Below are 15,177 nucleotides of genomic sequence, written 5' to 3'. Positions count from 1 at the left end.
ACCTCTGCGGCCATCAGTCGCCCTTCAGCTTCGAGAGGCCGTCCTGGGTATAGGTGATGCCGCTGTTGCTCTGGATCAGGATGATGTCGCCCCACGCGTCCTTGTAGTTCAGCTCCTTGAAGCCCTTGGTGTCCTTGAATTCCTTGCCGAGGGCGGAATTCACGAAGTCGAAGGTCAGGAAGGCTTCCTTGATCTTGGCCTGCAGCTCCGGCTTGAGGTCGTAGGCGATGCCGAAGGCCGTGCGCGGGAAGGGGCTGGATTCGTAGACGATGCGGATGTCGTCGCGCTTGAACATGCCGCGATCGGCCATGCGCTCGACCACGCTCGAGGCCACCGGGGCGGCGTCGTAGTCCTCGTTGACCACGCCCATGATCGAGTTGTCGTGCTTGCCGGAATAGAGCACCTCGTAATCCTTGCCCGGCTCGACGCCCTTCTCCTTGAACAGGATGCGCGGCGCGGTGTCGCCGGAATTGGAGGAGGGCGCGACATGGGCGACGCGCTTGCCCTTGAGGTCGGCGATGCTCTTGATCGGCGAGTCCTTCGGCACGATGAGCTGCAGCGTGTAGCCGATCGAATTGTCCTTCTTGGCCATGGCGACGATCGGGACGAAGCCCGCGAGATTGACCGCGAAGGGCGTCGGCCCGCTGGCGACGCCGGCGATGTGCAGCCGGCCGGAGCGCAGCGCCTCGACCTGCGCCGCATAGGATTCGGCGCCGAACCATTTGACCTTCTTGCCGGTGACCTTCGCCAGATGGGTCAGGAACTCGGCGAAGACGTTCTCGTAGACGGCCGGGTCCTCGACCGGCGTGTAGGAGAAGATCAGCGTGTCCGGGTCCTTCTGCTTCGCCGGGTCGGTCGGCGTGTCGGCGAGGAGGTCGCGGTTGGCGTCGCAATAGCGCGCGTCGAGGGTGCCGCGATTCGGGCAGTCGTCCGCCAGGGCCGGGCCGGCGAGGCCGAAGGCAAGCAGACAGATGGACGCGAGTTTCGCGCGCGACATGGCGACCTCCCTGGAACCCGGCGCCCTTTGTGACGGCGCTCGTGTAAGATTTCTTCCATCCTGATCAAAATCGCTCAGGCGTGCAAGGGCTCCCGGGGGTCGGGACCGCCGGAATGAGCGCCGTTACGCCACGCGCCAGCGGGTCGCGCCCTTGCGCCAGGCCGCGGCCAGCGACCGGGGCGGCTCGGCATCGATGACGACGAGCGTGCCGGGCCCCGGCGTGGCGATCCGGGCCGTTCCGACCTGGTCGAACTTGCTGCGGTCGGCGACGAAGATCGCCCGGCCCGCCCGGCCGATCGCGGCCTGGCGGACGGCGATCTTCTCCAGGTCGAAATCCATCGGCGCGCCGTCCTCGTCGAAGCCGCCGAGGCCGAGGACGGCGCAGTCGAAGCGGAAGTTCAGGATGCTGGCGACCGCCGCCTGCCCGACCAGCGAGCCGTTGGCGCCGCGCGTCGTGCCGCCCGTGACCACGATGTCGAAGATCCCGGCATTGCAGAAGATCTGGGCGACGGCGACGCTGGCCGTGACCACGCGCAGCCCCGGCTTGTCGAGCAGGGCCCGGGCGACGGCCTCGACCGTGGTGCCGACATCGAGGAAGACCGAGGCGCCGGGGGGAACGAGCTCGGCGACGGCGCGGCCGATGCGCTGCTTGCCCTCGGGCGCGACCGTCAGCTTCTGCGCATAGGCCGAGCGGATGCCGCCGGAGGCGAGGCCCGCCCCGCCATGGAAGCGCTGCAGGAAATTGCCGGCCTGGAGGCGGATGATCTCGCGCCGCACCGTCTGCGCGGACACTCCGAAGCGCTCGGCCAGGGTCTCGATCGTGGTGAAGCCGAGTTCCTGCACGAGCCTCAGGATCTCGCGCTGCCGGGGCGTCAGGGTGGCGGGGGCGGGGGGAACGGGGCTCATCGTTTCGGCTGGTCGCGGGCAGGGGCGCGGGAGGCTCGCATGACGGCGCCCGATGTCAAACCGCGCCCTTTGCGCCTGGCGCGGCGGCGCGGGCTCGGGTTGCCGGCCCGGGGCCTTTGCCGGGGTTGGAGGAATTCTTCCACAGACGAGGGTGACAGGTGGCCTCGTTCCATGACAGCTTTGTGACGGAAGCTGCGGCAACGGCAGCCCATGGGCCTTCGCCGCCGATCGGGGCGGCGGAGGGCCCGGCAAAGGGAGGGGTTCAGGATGTTTACCCGTAGAGCGGTTCTTGCGGCCACTTTCGGCCTTGTCGCGGCCGTTTCGAGCGCCTCGGCGCAGGCGCCGTCCGGCAAGGTCACCGTCGTGACCTCGTTCTCCAAGGACGTGACCGACCCGATCAAGAAAGCCTTCGAGAAGGCGGTGCCCGGCGTTTCGCTGGAGGTTCAGAACCGCAACACCAATGCCGGCGTCAAATTCCTGGAGGAGACCAAGGCCAACAACCAGGTCGACCTGTTCTGGGCCTCGGCGCCCGACGCCTTCGAGGTGCTGAAGGGCAAGCAGCTCCTGATGCAGTACAAGCCGAAGGCCACCGGCATTCCCGAGAAGATCGGCTCCTATCCGATCAACGATCCGCAGGGCTATTATTTCGGCTTCGCCGCCTCCGGCTACGGCATCATGTGGAACGAGCGCTATGCCAAGGCGAACAAGCTGCCCGAGCCGAAGGATTGGGAGGACCTCGCCAGGCCAGTCTTCTACGACCATGTCTCGATCGCCTCGCCCGCCCGCTCGGGCACGACCCATCTGACGATCGAGACGATCCTGCAGGGCGAGGGCTGGGACAAGGGCTGGCGCACGATCAAGGCGATGGCCGGGAACTTCAATTCCATCACCGAGCGCTCCTTCGGCGTGCCGGAGGCGGTGAATTCCGGGCAGGTCGGCTACGGCATCGTCATCGACTTCTTCGCCTTCTCGGCGCAGGCCTCCGGCTTCCCAGTCAAGTTCGTCTATCCGACCGTGACGACGGTGGTGCCGGCCAATGTCGGCATCGTCGCAAATGCGCCGAACAAGGCCGGTGCCGAGGCCTTCGTCGAATTCCTGCTCTCGCCGGCCGGACAGGAGGTTCTGCTCGAGCCGAGCATCCGGCGCCTGCCGATCAACCCGGCGGTCTATGCCAAGGCCGGCCCCGACTATCCGAACCCCTTCACCGATCCGCGCTTCCAGAAGATGATCGGCTTCGACGTCGACAAGTCGGAAGGCCGCACCGCCGCCGTCGACACGCTGTTCGACCAGCTCATCTCCTTCCAGCTCGATGCGCTGAAGGGCGTGACCAAGGCCCTGCACGAGGTCGACGCCGCGCTCGCCAGGAAGCCGAACCCGCAGGCCAAGGCGCTGGCCGACGAGGCCCGCGACCTGATCGCGGCCATGCCGGTCTCCGAGGCGCAGGCGTCGAGCGCCGAGGTCAAGGGTGCCTTCACCGGCGGCAAGCAGAAGGGCGCCCGGCAGGCCGAGCTCGAAAGCCAGTGGGCGAACTTCGCCCGCGAGCATTACGCCAAGGCTAAGTCCAAGGCGGAGGAAGCGCTGAAGGCGGCGCGCTGATGAAGCGCGTCATCCCGTGCGCGCTGCGGCATGCGATGCCGCTGCGCAGACACGGGACCGCGCGCCGAGCGGGCGCCGCTTTCCTGCGTGCGCGACGCGAAGGCGCCCTTTCCTGCCGACGGTCTCGCATCTGCGCAGCAGCACGATGTGCTGCAGCGTGCGGGATGACCATGGGCTCGACGACGCCATGACCGCCGTTCCCACAACCGCCGCACCCCGCGCCCGCCGCCTCTCGGCCACGCCCGGCCAGATCGTGCTGGCGCTGGCGATCGCGGCCTTCCTGCTGCTCTTCCTCGTGCTGCCGGTCGGCACCGTGCTCCATGCAGCCTTCACCGAGAAGGGGACGGGCAGCTTCACCCTGATCAATTTCTACGACTTCGTCCGCACCGAGCTGTTCATGCGCTCGCTGTGGAATTCCTTCTACGTCTCGGCGATGTCGGTGGTCTGGGCCTCGGTCTTCGCGCTGCCGCTGGCCTATCTGACGACGCGCTTCGAATTTCGCGGCGCGGCGATCGTGCAGACGCTCGGCTTCCTGCCGCTGATCATGCCGCCCTTCGTCGGCGCGGTGGCGATGCAGCTCTTCTTCGGCCGCAACGGCTCGGTCAACCTGCTGCTCGACGACTGGTTCGGCTTCAAGATCGGCTTCATGGAAGGGCTGAACGGCGTCGTCCTGGTCCAGTCTATCCATTATTTTCCGTTCATCCTGATCAACCTCTCGGCGGCGCTGCGCAATATCGACCGCGCGATGGAGGAGGCCGCGCAGAATCTCGGCTGCTCCGGCTTCAGGCTGTTCCGCCGCATCGTCTTCCCGCTGGCGCTGCCGGGCTATCTCGCCGGCGCCTCGCTCGTCTTCGTCAAGGTCTTCGACGACCTCGCCACGCCGCTGCTCCTCAACGTCAAGGACATGCTGGCGCCGCAGGCCTATCTGCGCGTCACCTCGATCGGCATCGCCGATCCGATGGGCTACGTCATCTCGGTCGTGCTGATCGCCGCTTCGGTGCTGGCGATGTGGCTCTCGGCGGCGGCGCTGAAGGGGCGCGACTATGCCACGACGCAGCGCGGCGGCGGCGGGCTCGCGAGGCGGCGGATGCGGCCGGGCGAGGCCGTGCTCGGCTATGGCGTCGTGCTGCTGATCCTGGCGCTGGTGCTGGCGCCGCATCTGGGGCTGCTGCTGCTCTCCTTCGCCACGGTCTGGTCGTTCTCGCCCCTGCCGGACGGCTATACGGTGGCGCATTACGCGCGCGTCTTCGGCGAGAGCTCGCTCTACATCAAGAACACGCTGATCTATGCGACGCTGGCCGGCGGCATCGACGTGGTGCTCGGCATCGCCATCGCTTATCTCGTGCTGCGCACCAGGCTCGTCGGGCGCGAATGGCTGGACTGGGCCGCCTCGGCGGCGCTCGCCATCCCGGGCGTCGTGCTCGGCATCGGCTATCTGCGCAGCTTCTACGGCATCACCCTGCCGGACGGCACGCCGCTCGCGGCGCTCTGGATCACCATCGTGCTGGCGCTGGCGATCCGGCGGCTGCCCTATGCGCTGCGCGCCTGCCATGCCGCGCTCCAGCAGATCTCGGTCTCGCTCGAGGAGGCGGCGGAGAATCTCGGCGCCACCAAGGCGCGCACGGTCCGCCGGGTCGTGGTGCCGCTGATGGCGGGCGGCATCCTCGCCGGCTTCGTCACCAGTTTCGCGACGGCGGCGGTCGAGCTTTCCGCGACGCTGATGCTGGTGCAGTCCAATTCCGACGCGCCGCTCGCCTATGGGCTCTACGTCTTCATGCAATCGGCCGCGGGGCGGGGGCCGGGCGCGGCGCTGGGCGTGGTCGCGGTGCTGCTGGTCGCGCTCTGCACCTATCTCTCGCATCTCGTCATCGAACGCGGCCAGAAAGCCAAGGGACTGGGCCATTGACCATGAACGCCGCTTTCCGCGCCACGCCCGCCGTCTCGGTCGAGATCGAGGGCGTCAACCTCTCCTATGGCGACAACCATGTGCTGAAGGATGTCAGCCTGGCGATCAGCCCCGGCGAGTTCTTCGCCTTTCTCGGCCCCTCCGGCTGCGGCAAGACCACGCTGCTCCGGCTGATCGCCGGCTTCAACCAGGCCGATACGGGCCGCGTCCTGATCGGCGGCAGCGACATCTCCCGCCTGCCGCCCTGGAAGCGCGATGTCGGCATGGTCTTCCAGTCCTACGCGCTCTGGCCGCATATGACGGTCGCCGCCAATGTCGCCTTCGGGCTGGAGGAGAAGGGCGTTCCCCGGGCGGAGATCGCGCGGCGGGTCGAGGAGGCGCTGGCGATGGTCGGCCTTGCCCATCTCGCCGGCCGCCGGCCCTCGCAGCTCTCCGGCGGCCAGCAGCAGCGCGTCGCGGTGGCGCGCACCATCGCGGTCGAGCCGAAGGTGCTGCTCCTCGACGAGCCGCTCTCCAATCTCGACGCCAAGATGCGCGTGCAGGTGCGCCGCGAATTGCGCGACCTGCAGCAGCGCCTCGGCCTGACCACGATCTTCGTCACCCATGACCAGGAGGAGGCGAACACGATCTGCGACCGGATCGCGGTGATGAACGACGGCACGGTCCAGCAGGTCGGCACGCCGATGGAGCTCTATGAGCGGCCCGCCAATCTCTTCGTCGCGAATTTCCTGGGCACCGCCAATATCCTCGACGGCAGGCTCGTCGGCAGCGGCGGCGAACGCGCCTTCGTGCTCGGCGACGGGCTCAGCCTGCCCGTCCCGGCCGGGGCCGTCCTGCCGGCGCAGCCGAAGCTGCTCTTCCGGCCCCAGCATGCGGCGCTGGAGCCGGCGGGTGCGGTCGCCGGCGAGGCTCCCGTGCTGCCGGCCACCGTCGCGCGCTACGAATTCCTCGGGGCGACGATCCGCTACGGCGTGGCGGTCGGCGGCGCCGAGATCGCCGTCGACGTGCCGTTCCGGTCCGGGCGCGACCTCTATGCGGTGGGGACGCCGGTCGGGCTGAGGCTGGCGGCGCCCGCCCTGTGCTGGATGGAGCGCTGATCCCGTGGCTCCGGCCTGCGATCGGTGGCGGGGAAGCGCCGCTGCACGAAATGGAGCGCGAAGATCGCCGGCTCGCGCTATCCGGAAGGCGCCGGGGCCGGCGCCTCGTCAGGGCGTGGTCCTGCGCCTGCTCGCGGCGGTGCGCACCCGCGCAGCCGCCGGCGCCTGCTGCTGTCGGTCGCCCCAGCAAAGGGCGGCCTGCTCCCGCAGGGCGCGGAATTCCGAAGCGGGGCTGCGCGTCGCCATCATCAGCGCGACGGCCGCCATCTCCAGGATCTCGTGCGTGGCCTGGGGATCCTCGGCCTGTCCGCGCCAGACCTTCAGCCAGTGATCGAAGGTCGTCGGCCGCGCCCCGCGGCGCAGATTGTCGCGCGGCGAGGGTGCAAGCTCGATCTCGGCGACGTCGCCCTCCGCGAAGCGCTGGAGGCCCCGGCCCTTGCTCGGGCCGAGCTCGAACACGCCGCGCCCGCCATGGCCGATCAGGGCCTCGCCCTCGCCGAGAAGCCTGAGCGCGTCGGCATGGATTCCGGGGTAGGACGGCCGGTGGGCGCCGATCAGGCTTGCCGGCGCGCGCAGCGGATTGAGATGGCGGACGCCCATATTGGCGAGGGTGTGCAAGCCGAATAGCCGCCGCAGCCGCAGCAGGCCGATGACCGGCGCGGCGAAGGCGGCGAGCGGCAGATAGACGATGCCGTGCTTGCCGAGCCCCCGCTTCGCGGCGGCCAGGGAACTCGCGACCCGGATGCCGAGCGCCCGGCAGTGCAGGGCCAGGAGATCGCCATTGCCGCCGGTCGAGCCGCTATGCCCGTGCAGGATGACGGGGTGGCCGGCCCGCGCGACCAGCGCCGCCGCCTGAAGGAACCAGAACGGGTGCCGGCCGCGCGGCGAGATGTAGACCGGCCAGTCGAGCGCCGCGCCGGCGTCGAGGGGCGGCGCCGGGGGCACGATCCTGCGGGCCGCCCTGATGAAGCCGCCGAGCTCGCTCGCGGTCTCGCCGCGCCGATGCAGCGCGATCACCAGCGCCCCGACCTGCTCGGGGTGGACGGATTCGGCCAGGATGGCCGAGAAGGCGTCGTCGGCCTCGTCCAGGGTCAGGCTACGGGCGCCCGCTCCGGCGCCGGTGGCGCGCACATAGCCCATGAAGCGGGAGACCGCGTCCGCCGGCCTGCCGGCATCGGGGGAGAAGGCGCTGCGCCAGGGTTCCGGCCGGATCTCGTCCTTGAGCGGGAGCGGCTGCTCCTCCGCGGCCTCCTGCTCGGGGGAGAGCAGGGCGCGCGCCCGGGAGAGCACCTCCCTGACGGGCTCGCGCATGGCCTGGGCCCTGACGGTCGGCACCATCCTCTGCCCGGCGCTGCGGGTGAAGATCGCGTCGCCTGTCGCCATGCGGAGCTGCGCCAGCGCCCGGCTGACCGCGGAGGGGCTCAGCCCGAGCCGCTGCGCCGCCCCCCCGACGCTGCCCTCCTCCAGCAGGATGTCGAGCGTCGCCAGCAGGTTGAGGTCGGTGGGGGCGGAGGTGGGGCGCGACATGGCCTGACGGATGAAGGAGCGGAGAGGATAACGGGAGGATGACAGGGAAAGTGTTCTTTCCGCAACATCTCAAGGCAATTTCTCGTGAGCTTGTTGCGCGTGATGAAATATAGAATCGTTACAAACAGCGTTCTCCTTGAGATTATGGGCGGTTTTGCCGAAAGGTCTTCGTCGGGAGAATGATTACAAAGAGAGTTCCATAATTTATCATTGCTTGCGGTTGCTCTGAACGGTAGCGCCTTCATCCGTCACTTACACCTGCGGTTTCGCTTTGTCTTGCTCGATATGCCTTCAACGGCGCGGAGGACGAGGCGTGGCAGGCTGCAAGACAATCAGTGGGCGAAGGAGAAGGGCATGTTGGGGCAAGCCGAGGCGGCCGGGCCGGGAGCGGAATGCGGGAGCGGGAAGGCTTCCGGCGGCGGGTGGGCACTGAAGGGCGGGATCTCGCTGCTGGCCCTCGCATTGGCGGCCGCCCTGCCGGAAGCGGCGGCGGCCCAGCAGGGCCAGGCCGCGAGCGGGGCCGATCTCGACCTCGATACGATCACGGTCACCGCTTCCTCGACCCAGTATACGGTCCGCGATGCGCCGGCGAGCGTCTCGGTGATCGGCGAGCAGGAGATCCAGCGCCGCCCCGTCAACGACGTCGACGAGATCCTGCGCGAGGTGCCCGGCGTCAATATGGGCTTCGGCAGCGACGGCAAGCGCGGCATCAGCATCCGCGGGCTCGGCTCCGGCTACACGCTGATCCTGGTCGACGGCAAGCGCGTCAATGCCGGGCTGACGAATCTGCGCCACGGCAACGGCGACAGCAACTGGGTCCCGGTCGAGGCGATCGAGCGGATCGAGGTGGTGCGCGGACCGATGTCGACGCTCTACGGCTCGGACGCCTTCGGCGGCGTCGTCAACATCATCACCAAGCGCCCGGGCAGCCGCTGGGGCGGCTCGGTCTCGGTCGAGACCATGGTTCCCGGCAACGCCAAGGCCGGGCGCAGCGACAAATCCGCCTTCACCCTGTCGGGGCCGCTGATCCCGGACACGCTCTCGCTGCGGATCTACGGCAACTATGCCAGGCGCGGCGACGACGAGCCCGGGCTCAACCTGCTCAATACCGGCCGCTACGGGCTGCGCAACTATGACGGCAGCGCCATGCTGAGCTGGACGCCGAACAGCGACCATACGGTGGATCTGGAGGTCACGGCCAGCGAGCAGAAGGCGACCGGGGAAGTGGACGAACTGGAGGGCGGCGTGTCGCGCGGCCCCTCGCGGATGACCCGCGAGACCGTCTCGCTCTCGCATAAGGGCAATTGGGGCTTCGGCACCTCGACCCTGACGGCCTCGGCCGAATTCGCCACCAATCACAGCCGCACGGTCACGGCGGGGCTGCCGGTCGACAACAGCATCGACGCCAATCTCTACACGCTGGAAGGCCGCTTCAGCCGGCCCTTCGACCTGTTCTTCCGGCACAACCTGACCGTCGGCGGCACTGTGCAGCACGAGACGCTGGACGACCCGCAGAATCTCGGCAAGACCAACTCCGTCACCAAGTCGACGGGCACCACCGACACGAGCCTCACCAATTACGCGCTCTATGTCGAGAACAACACCACCCTCACCGACAAGCTGATCTTCACCCAGGGGCTGCGCGGCGACTTCCACGAGAAGTTCGGCGAGCACGCCTCGCCGAGGCTCTACCTCGTCTACAATCCGACGGATTCGCTGACCTTCAAGGGCGGCTGGTCGACGGGCTTCAAGGCGCCCAATCTGCGCCAGCTCAACCCGAACTGGGTGACGACCTCGCGCGGGCGCGGCTGCGGCGCGGTCGGCGGGCCCTGCGAGATGGTCGGCAACCCCGACCTCAAGCCGGAAACCCTCGACGCCTTCGAGGTCGGCGCCTATTTCGACGGCGCCCTCTTCGGCATCCATGGCTGGAAGGCGAGCGCGACCTATTTCTACAACGACATCCAGAACAAGATCACCTCGGCGCGGGTCGCCTCGCTGATCCTGCCCAACGGCACGAAATACGTGCAGCAGGTCAATGTCGACCGGGCCCGCACGCAGGGCATCGAGGGCAATCTGACCGTGCCGCTGCACGAGCGCCTGACCTGGACGACCAACTTCACCTATCTGATCGAGGCGGTGAATCTCGAGACCAAGGAGCCGCTGAGCGCCTCTCCCGAGCTGTCGGTCTATTCCGAGCTGAGCTGGAAGGCGACCGAGAAGCTCTGGCTGAACCTGTCGGCCAACTATCTCGGCAAGCAGGTCGATTATGTCGCGACGTCGGAGACGCTTACGGCCCAGGTGGTCAAGCCCTATACCATCTTCAATCTCGGGGCGACCTACCAGATCCGCGACGATCTCAGGCTGAAGGCCGGCGTGCTCAACCTCTTCGACAGGCAGGTCTCGACCGGCAGCAACTACACCGAGGAAGTCCGTCGCTACTATGTCGGGCTGAACGGCACCTTCTGAGCCGGAACCCGGCCCGTCACGGCCGTCGCCGCCGGCGGCGGCCGCTTGCGTCATCCTCCATAACCCAGGGAGCTATCCTCATGATGATCTCGCGCCGGGGCTTCGCCTCATGGTTCGCCTCACGGGCGGCGGCACTCTCGCTCGGCGTCGGCCTCGGCCTCGCGCCGGCCCTCGCCGAGCCGATCAAGATCGCGCACGCCAAGGGCGAGACCACGCTGCCCGCGACGCCGCGGAAGGTGATCGTCTTCGATCTCGCCTCGCTCGACACGCTCGACGCGCTCGGCGTGTCCGTCGCCGGCGTCCCGGGCGGCAACCGCCCGCGCTATCTGGCGAAGTACGACGCGGACAGCTACGCCAAGGTCGGCACCCTGTTCGAGCCGAACTACGAGGCCGTCGCCGCGGTGGGGCCTGATCTCATCATCGTCGGAGGCCGCTCCGGCGCCAAATACGAGCAGCTCGCCAAGCTCGCGCCGACCATCGACCTCACCTCCGACGCCAAGGACCCCTATGGCAGCGTCCAGCGCAACGTCGCCACGCTCGGCCGGATCTTCGGCAAGGAGGGCGAGGCCAAGGCGAGGCTCGACCGGCTGCAGGGCTCTGTCGACGCGCTCAAGGCCAAGGCGCCGTCGGTCGGCAAGGGGCTGCTCGTCCTCACCACCGGCGGCAAGATGAGCGCCTATGGCCCGGGCTCGCGCTTCGGCCTCCTGCATGAATTCGGCGTGGCGCCGGCGGTGACCGACCTCAAGGTCGGGCGGCACGGCCAGCCCGTCTCCTTCGAGTTCATCCGCAAGGCGAATCCGGACTGGCTGTTCGTGATCGACCGCGACGCCGCGATCGGCCGGGAAGGCGCGGCGGCGAAGCTGCTCGACAACGAGCTGGTCGCGCAGACGACGGCGTGGAAGAAGAAGCAGGTGGTCTATCTCGACCCGGTCAACTGGTATCTGGTCGGCGGCGGGCTGACCGCGATGCAGGCCACGGTCGACCAGCTCGTCCAGGCTTTCGCCGGGGCGAACTGACGGAGCGTCGAAACCGAGCGCATGCGGCTTTCCAAACCTCCGCCGTCGCGTTACCTGCGCCGCATGCGGCTTCTTCCCATCTCGGCCCTGTTCGTCCTGGCCCTGGCCGCGACGAGCCTGCTCATCGGAGCGGGCGGCCTGTCGCCGGCCGAGCTGCTCGCCGGCGGTGACGAGGGCCGGCTGCTGCTGCTCGCCAGCCGGCTGCCGCGGACCTTCGCGCTGATCCTCACCGGCGCCTCGATGGCGGTCGCCGGCATGATCATGCAGCTCATCGCCCGCAACCGCTTCGCCGAGCCCTCGACGGCCGGGACGGTGGAGTCGGCCGGGCTCGGCATGCTGACGGTGACGCTGCTCGCGCCCGGGGCGCCGGTCCTGCTGCGGATGCTGGTCGCGTCCGCCTTCGCGCTCGCCGGCACCTGCCTGTTCCTGGCGCTGCTGCGGCGGGTGCCGCTGCGCTCGCCGCTGGTGGTGCCGCTGGTCGGGCTGATCCTCGGCGGGGTGATCAGCGCGATCTCCAGCTTCATCGCCTATCGCTACGATCTGCTGCAGTCGCTGGGGGCCTGGACGACCGGGGATTTCTCGGCCGTGCTGCGCGGCCGCTACGAGATGCTGTGGCTGGCGCTGGCGCTGACCGGGCTCGCCTGCGTCGCCGCGAACCGCTTCACCGCGGCCGGGATGGGGCGCGACTTCGCCACCAATCTCGGCATCGACTATCGCCGCGTCGTGGCGTTCGGCCTCTCCATCGTCGCCATGGTGACGGCGCTGGTGGTCGCGACCATCGGCATGATTCCCTTCCTCGGCCTGATCGTGCCCAACATCGTCAGCCTGATCATGGGGGACAACATGCGCCGCTCGGTGCCCTATGTCGCGCTGTTCGGCGCCGCCTTCGTCCTCGCCTGCGACATTCTCGGCCGGGTGCTACGCTATCCCTTCGAGATTCCCGTCGGCACGGTGATGGGCGTGTTGGGCAGCGGGATCTTCCTGTTCCTGCTGCTCCGGCGAGGCGCGCGTGCGGGTTAGGGCTCCTTCTCCGCGCGCCGTGCTGATCCTGCTCGGCCTGCTGGCTCTGGCCGCGGCGGCGGGCTTCATGACCATCGGCCTGACCGGGCGGCTCGACTTCGTGCTGCCGCTGCGCGCGACCAAGCTCGCCGCGCTGCTGCTCGTCGGCTATGCCGTCGCGGTCTCGACCGTGCTGTTCCAGACCGTCAGCGGCAACCGCATCCTGACGCCCTCGATCATGGGGCTGGACGCGCTCTATGTGCTGATCCAGACCGTGGTCGTCTTCCTGTTCGGAGCCGCCGCCTTCGGCGCGGTCGATGCGCGGCTGGTCTTCCTGGTCGAGGCGGCCAGCATGATCGGCTTCGCGGCCGTGCTCTATCGCTGGCTCTTCCTCGGCGCGCGGCACGGGCTGCATCTGCTGCTGCTGGCGGGGGTGATCTTCGGGGTCTTCTTCCGCAGCCTCTCGAACCTGCTGCAGCGGATGATCGACCCGACCGAGTTCGTGGTGCTGCAGGACCGCTTCTTCGCCAGCTTCAACACCATCGATCGCGACCTGCTCGGGCTCACCGCCGTGATCGTGCTGCTGGTGTCGGTCGCGGGCTGGCGGATGCGCCATGTCTTCGACGTGCTGGCGCTCGGCCGCGACGCCGCGATCTCGCTCGGCGTCCCGCATCGCGCCACCGTCACGCGCGTGCTGCTGATGGTCACGGTGCTGGTCAGCGTCTCGACGGCGCTGGTCGGGCCGGTCACCTTCCTCGGGCTTCTCGTCTCCAATCTCGCCTACCAGCTCGTGCGCTCGCACCGCCATGTCCTGATCCTGCCGGCGGCGGTGCTGATCGCCTGGATCTGCCTGGTCGGCGGGCAGGTGGCGCTCGAGCGCGCCTTCGGCTTCGACACCGCGCTCAGCATCGTGATCGAGTTCGCGGGCGGCATCGTCTTCATCCTGTTGCTCTTGCGCGGAGGCCTGCGGTGATCGAGATCAGCGGCGTCAGCAAACGCTATGACGAGACCGTCGTGGTCGACGACGTCTCGATCACCCTTCCCCGGGCCGGCATCACCGCCGTGGTCGGCCCGAACGGCGCCGGCAAGTCCACGCTGCTGACGATGATCGGCCGGCTCGTCTCGGCGAGCGCCGGGCGCATCGCGGTGGACGGGCTCGACGTCGCCACCACGCCCGGGGACGTGCTGGCGCGGCGGCTCTCCATCCTGCGGCAGGACAACCACATCGTGTCGCGCCTGACGGTGCGCGATCTCGTCGCCTTCGGCCGCTACCCCAGCTCCAAGGGCCGTCTCACCCGCGACGACGCCGCGCATATCGAGCGCGCGCTCGCCTATCTCGGGCTCGAGGCCCTGGCGGAGCGCTTCCTCGACGAGCTTTCCGGCGGCCAGCGCCAGCGCGCCCATGTCGCCACGGTGCTGTGCCAGGACACCGACTATGTGCTGCTCGACGAGCCCCTGAACAATCTCGACATGAAGCATGCGCGCGACATGATGCGGCTCGTCCGCCGCATGGCCGACGAGCTCGGCAAGACGATCGTGATCGTGCTGCACGACATCAACGTGGCCGCGACCTATGCCGACCGGATCGTGGCGATGCGCGACGGCCGGATCGTCCGCTCCGGCCCGCCGGAGGCGATCATGACCTCGCAGGCGCTCGCGGCGATCTACGACATGGAGATCGAGGTCGCGCGGATCGGCGATCGGATGCTCGCCATCCCCTATTAGAGCGTCGGGCCGAATATCGTACGCGGCACGGCGCCTACCAGGCCGCCAGGCAGCGCCGCGCGACGTATTCGGTCGGCGTCATCTCGAAGCGCCTGGCGAAAGCCGTCGTGAAGGCCGCGCTCGTCCCGAAGCCGATCTGCCGCGCCACCGCGCTGACGGGCATGCGCTGACCCGCCAGCAGCTCGAGTCCGCGCATCATCCGCGCCTCGCGCAGCAGGTCCCGCCAGGACATGCCGAGTTCCGCCCGGCACTGCCGCTGCAATGTCCGGCCGGACAGGCCCGAGGCGGCCGCGGCACCTTCGAGCGAGGCGTCGCCGAGATGATCGCGCAGATACAGGGCGACCCGGCGCATCGGCTCCGACTGGACCACCGGCAGCCACAGCATCCGCTTGTTGGCGAACCACTCGGCGCACAGACCCGACAGGGTCCGGAAGAACATCCGCGCGGTCCCCCCGTCCGCGACCTGCGCCGGCGACCAGCGCACCGCCCGCGCCAGCATCTCCCGCGCCAGCGGCGTCGCGGCCGTCGTCCAGCAGCCGTGATGGATCCAGGCCGCGTCCGCGGGCTCGAGATGCGCCACCAGCAGCGTCGTGCCGGGCGCCGAACGCATCCTGAAGGCGCGGTCGGCCGGTACGAAGATCAGATGCCCGGCCACGATCAGCCAGCCGCCCGCGGCGCCCTCGACGTCGAGCTGCCCGGTCTCGACCAGGATCAGCTTGTGCATCCGGTCGCCGGGAGACGCCTCGCAGAGCTGCGCCGTCACCGTTTCGGCATAGGGGGCCGCCGCGTCCTCCGCGGCGATCAGGCGCCGCGTCGACGCTTCGGGCGCGAAAGGCCGCGTCAATCGCTCCAGCCGGTCGCGTGTGCTGACGCTCAAGAAAAATTCCTTGCCAGTTTTTTCAATTTACGACAGCCTCCCCCTCCTAGAACGAAGCGTTCCTG

The 15,177-nt window shown here is 68.8% G+C and carries 12 protein-coding genes; 8 read left to right on the top strand and 4 right to left on the bottom strand.

The genetic code is table 11. The features are described from left to right. Positions 1–13 precede the first annotated feature (13 nt). Entirely contained in the window at positions 14–997 is a 984-nt protein-coding gene (gene phnD, locus ACWH43_RS19205; RefSeq protein ID WP_158444037.1) for a phosphate/phosphite/phosphonate ABC transporter substrate-binding protein, read from the bottom strand. 123 nt (positions 998–1,120) lie between these two features. Beyond that, positions 1,121–1,903: a DeoR/GlpR family DNA-binding transcription regulator gene (locus ACWH43_RS19200; RefSeq protein ID WP_260349281.1), complete on the bottom strand. Its 783-nt coding sequence runs from the start codon at positions 1,901–1,903 to the stop codon at positions 1,121–1,123. 267 nt (positions 1,904–2,170) lie between these two features. Here ACWH43_RS19200 and ACWH43_RS19195 point away from each other — a divergent pair, with 267 nt between their 5' ends. The 3 genes from ACWH43_RS19195 (at position 2,171) to ACWH43_RS19185 (ending at position 6,502) form a co-directional block, all read left to right on the top strand. Next, the gene (locus ACWH43_RS19195) at positions 2,171–3,499 is read left to right on the top strand and encodes an ABC transporter substrate-binding protein (RefSeq protein WP_158446924.1); all 1,329 of its coding nucleotides are present in this window, start codon (positions 2,171–2,173) and stop codon (positions 3,497–3,499) included. Positions 3,500–3,686: 187 nt separating this feature from the next. Next, positions 3,687–5,405 (top strand): ABC transporter permease, encoded by a 1,719-nt coding sequence (locus ACWH43_RS19190; RefSeq protein ID WP_158446923.1) that lies wholly within the window; start codon positions 3,687–3,689, stop codon positions 5,403–5,405. A 2-nt stretch (positions 5,406–5,407) separates the two neighbouring features. Next, positions 5,408–6,502 (top strand): ABC transporter ATP-binding protein, encoded by a 1,095-nt coding sequence (locus ACWH43_RS19185; protein ID WP_158446922.1) that lies wholly within the window; start codon positions 5,408–5,410, stop codon positions 6,500–6,502. 108 nt (positions 6,503–6,610) lie between these two features. On the opposite strand, the gene ACWH43_RS19180 is transcribed toward ACWH43_RS19185, so the two are convergent. Further along, on the bottom strand, positions 6,611–8,029 hold the full coding sequence (locus tag ACWH43_RS19180) for a LysR family transcriptional regulator (RefSeq protein WP_158446921.1): 1,419 nt from the start codon (positions 8,027–8,029) through the stop codon (positions 6,611–6,613). 354 nt (positions 8,030–8,383) lie between these two features. Here ACWH43_RS19180 and ACWH43_RS19175 point away from each other — a divergent pair, with 354 nt between their 5' ends. The 5 genes from ACWH43_RS19175 (at position 8,384) to ACWH43_RS19155 (ending at position 14,235) form a co-directional block, all read left to right on the top strand. After that, entirely contained in the window at positions 8,384–10,495 is a 2,112-nt protein-coding gene (locus ACWH43_RS19175) for a TonB-dependent receptor domain-containing protein (RefSeq protein ID WP_158446920.1), read from the top strand. 83 nt (positions 10,496–10,578) lie between these two features. Beyond that, positions 10,579–11,511 (top strand): siderophore ABC transporter substrate-binding protein, encoded by a 933-nt coding sequence (locus ACWH43_RS19170; RefSeq protein ID WP_158446926.1) that lies wholly within the window; start codon positions 10,579–10,581, stop codon positions 11,509–11,511. 63 nt (positions 11,512–11,574) lie between these two features. Beyond that, on the top strand, positions 11,575–12,531 hold the full coding sequence (locus ACWH43_RS19165; RefSeq protein WP_158446919.1) for an ABC transporter permease: 957 nt from the start codon (positions 11,575–11,577) through the stop codon (positions 12,529–12,531). Beyond that, entirely contained in the window at positions 12,521–13,483 is a 963-nt protein-coding gene (locus ACWH43_RS19160; protein WP_260349280.1) for an iron chelate uptake ABC transporter family permease subunit, read from the top strand. Before ACWH43_RS19165 ends, ACWH43_RS19160 begins: the two co-directional genes overlap by 11 nt. Then, positions 13,480–14,235, top strand: a complete 756-nt coding sequence (locus ACWH43_RS19155) for an iron ABC transporter ATP-binding protein (RefSeq protein WP_260349279.1) — start codon at positions 13,480–13,482, stop codon at positions 14,233–14,235. Before ACWH43_RS19160 ends, ACWH43_RS19155 begins: the two co-directional genes overlap by 4 nt. 34 nt (positions 14,236–14,269) lie before the next feature. Here ACWH43_RS19155 and ACWH43_RS19150 read toward each other — a convergent pair whose 3' ends face one another. Then, complete coding sequence (locus ACWH43_RS19150; protein WP_158446917.1) at positions 14,270–15,112, bottom strand: helix-turn-helix transcriptional regulator; 843 nt, start codon at positions 15,110–15,112, stop codon at positions 14,270–14,272. Between the last annotated feature and the right edge of the window lie 65 nt (positions 15,113–15,177).

It is taken from the genome of Allobosea minatitlanensis, assembly GCF_964020775.1.
Note: the sequence above shows the minus strand (reverse complement) of the source record. Positions and strands in the feature narration are given on the sequence as shown.

Bases quoted from the DNA above. Each gene is read 5' to 3' on its own strand.
- ACWH43_RS19185 (WP_158446922.1), top strand. From the start codon at position 5,408: ATGAACGCCGCTTTCCGCGCCACGCCCGCCGTCTCGGTCGAGATCGAG.
- ACWH43_RS19200 (WP_260349281.1), bottom strand. From the start codon at position 1,903: ATGAGCCCCGTTCCCCCCGCCCCCGCCACCCTGACGCCCCGGCAGCGC.
- ACWH43_RS19180 (WP_158446921.1), bottom strand. From the start codon at position 8,029: ATGTCGCGCCCCACCTCCGCCCCCACCGACCTCAACCTGCTGGCGACG.
- ACWH43_RS19190 (WP_158446923.1), top strand. From the start codon at position 3,687: ATGACCGCCGTTCCCACAACCGCCGCACCCCGCGCCCGCCGCCTCTCG.
- ACWH43_RS19195 (WP_158446924.1), top strand. From the start codon at position 2,171: ATGTTTACCCGTAGAGCGGTTCTTGCGGCCACTTTCGGCCTTGTCGCG.
- ACWH43_RS19165 (WP_158446919.1), top strand. From the start codon at position 11,575: ATGCGGCTTCTTCCCATCTCGGCCCTGTTCGTCCTGGCCCTGGCCGCG.
- phnD (WP_158444037.1), bottom strand. From the start codon at position 997: ATGTCGCGCGCGAAACTCGCGTCCATCTGTCTGCTTGCCTTCGGCCTC.
- ACWH43_RS19170 (WP_158446926.1), top strand. From the start codon at position 10,579: ATGATCTCGCGCCGGGGCTTCGCCTCATGGTTCGCCTCACGGGCGGCG.
- ACWH43_RS19175 (WP_158446920.1), top strand. From the start codon at position 8,384: ATGTTGGGGCAAGCCGAGGCGGCCGGGCCGGGAGCGGAATGCGGGAGC.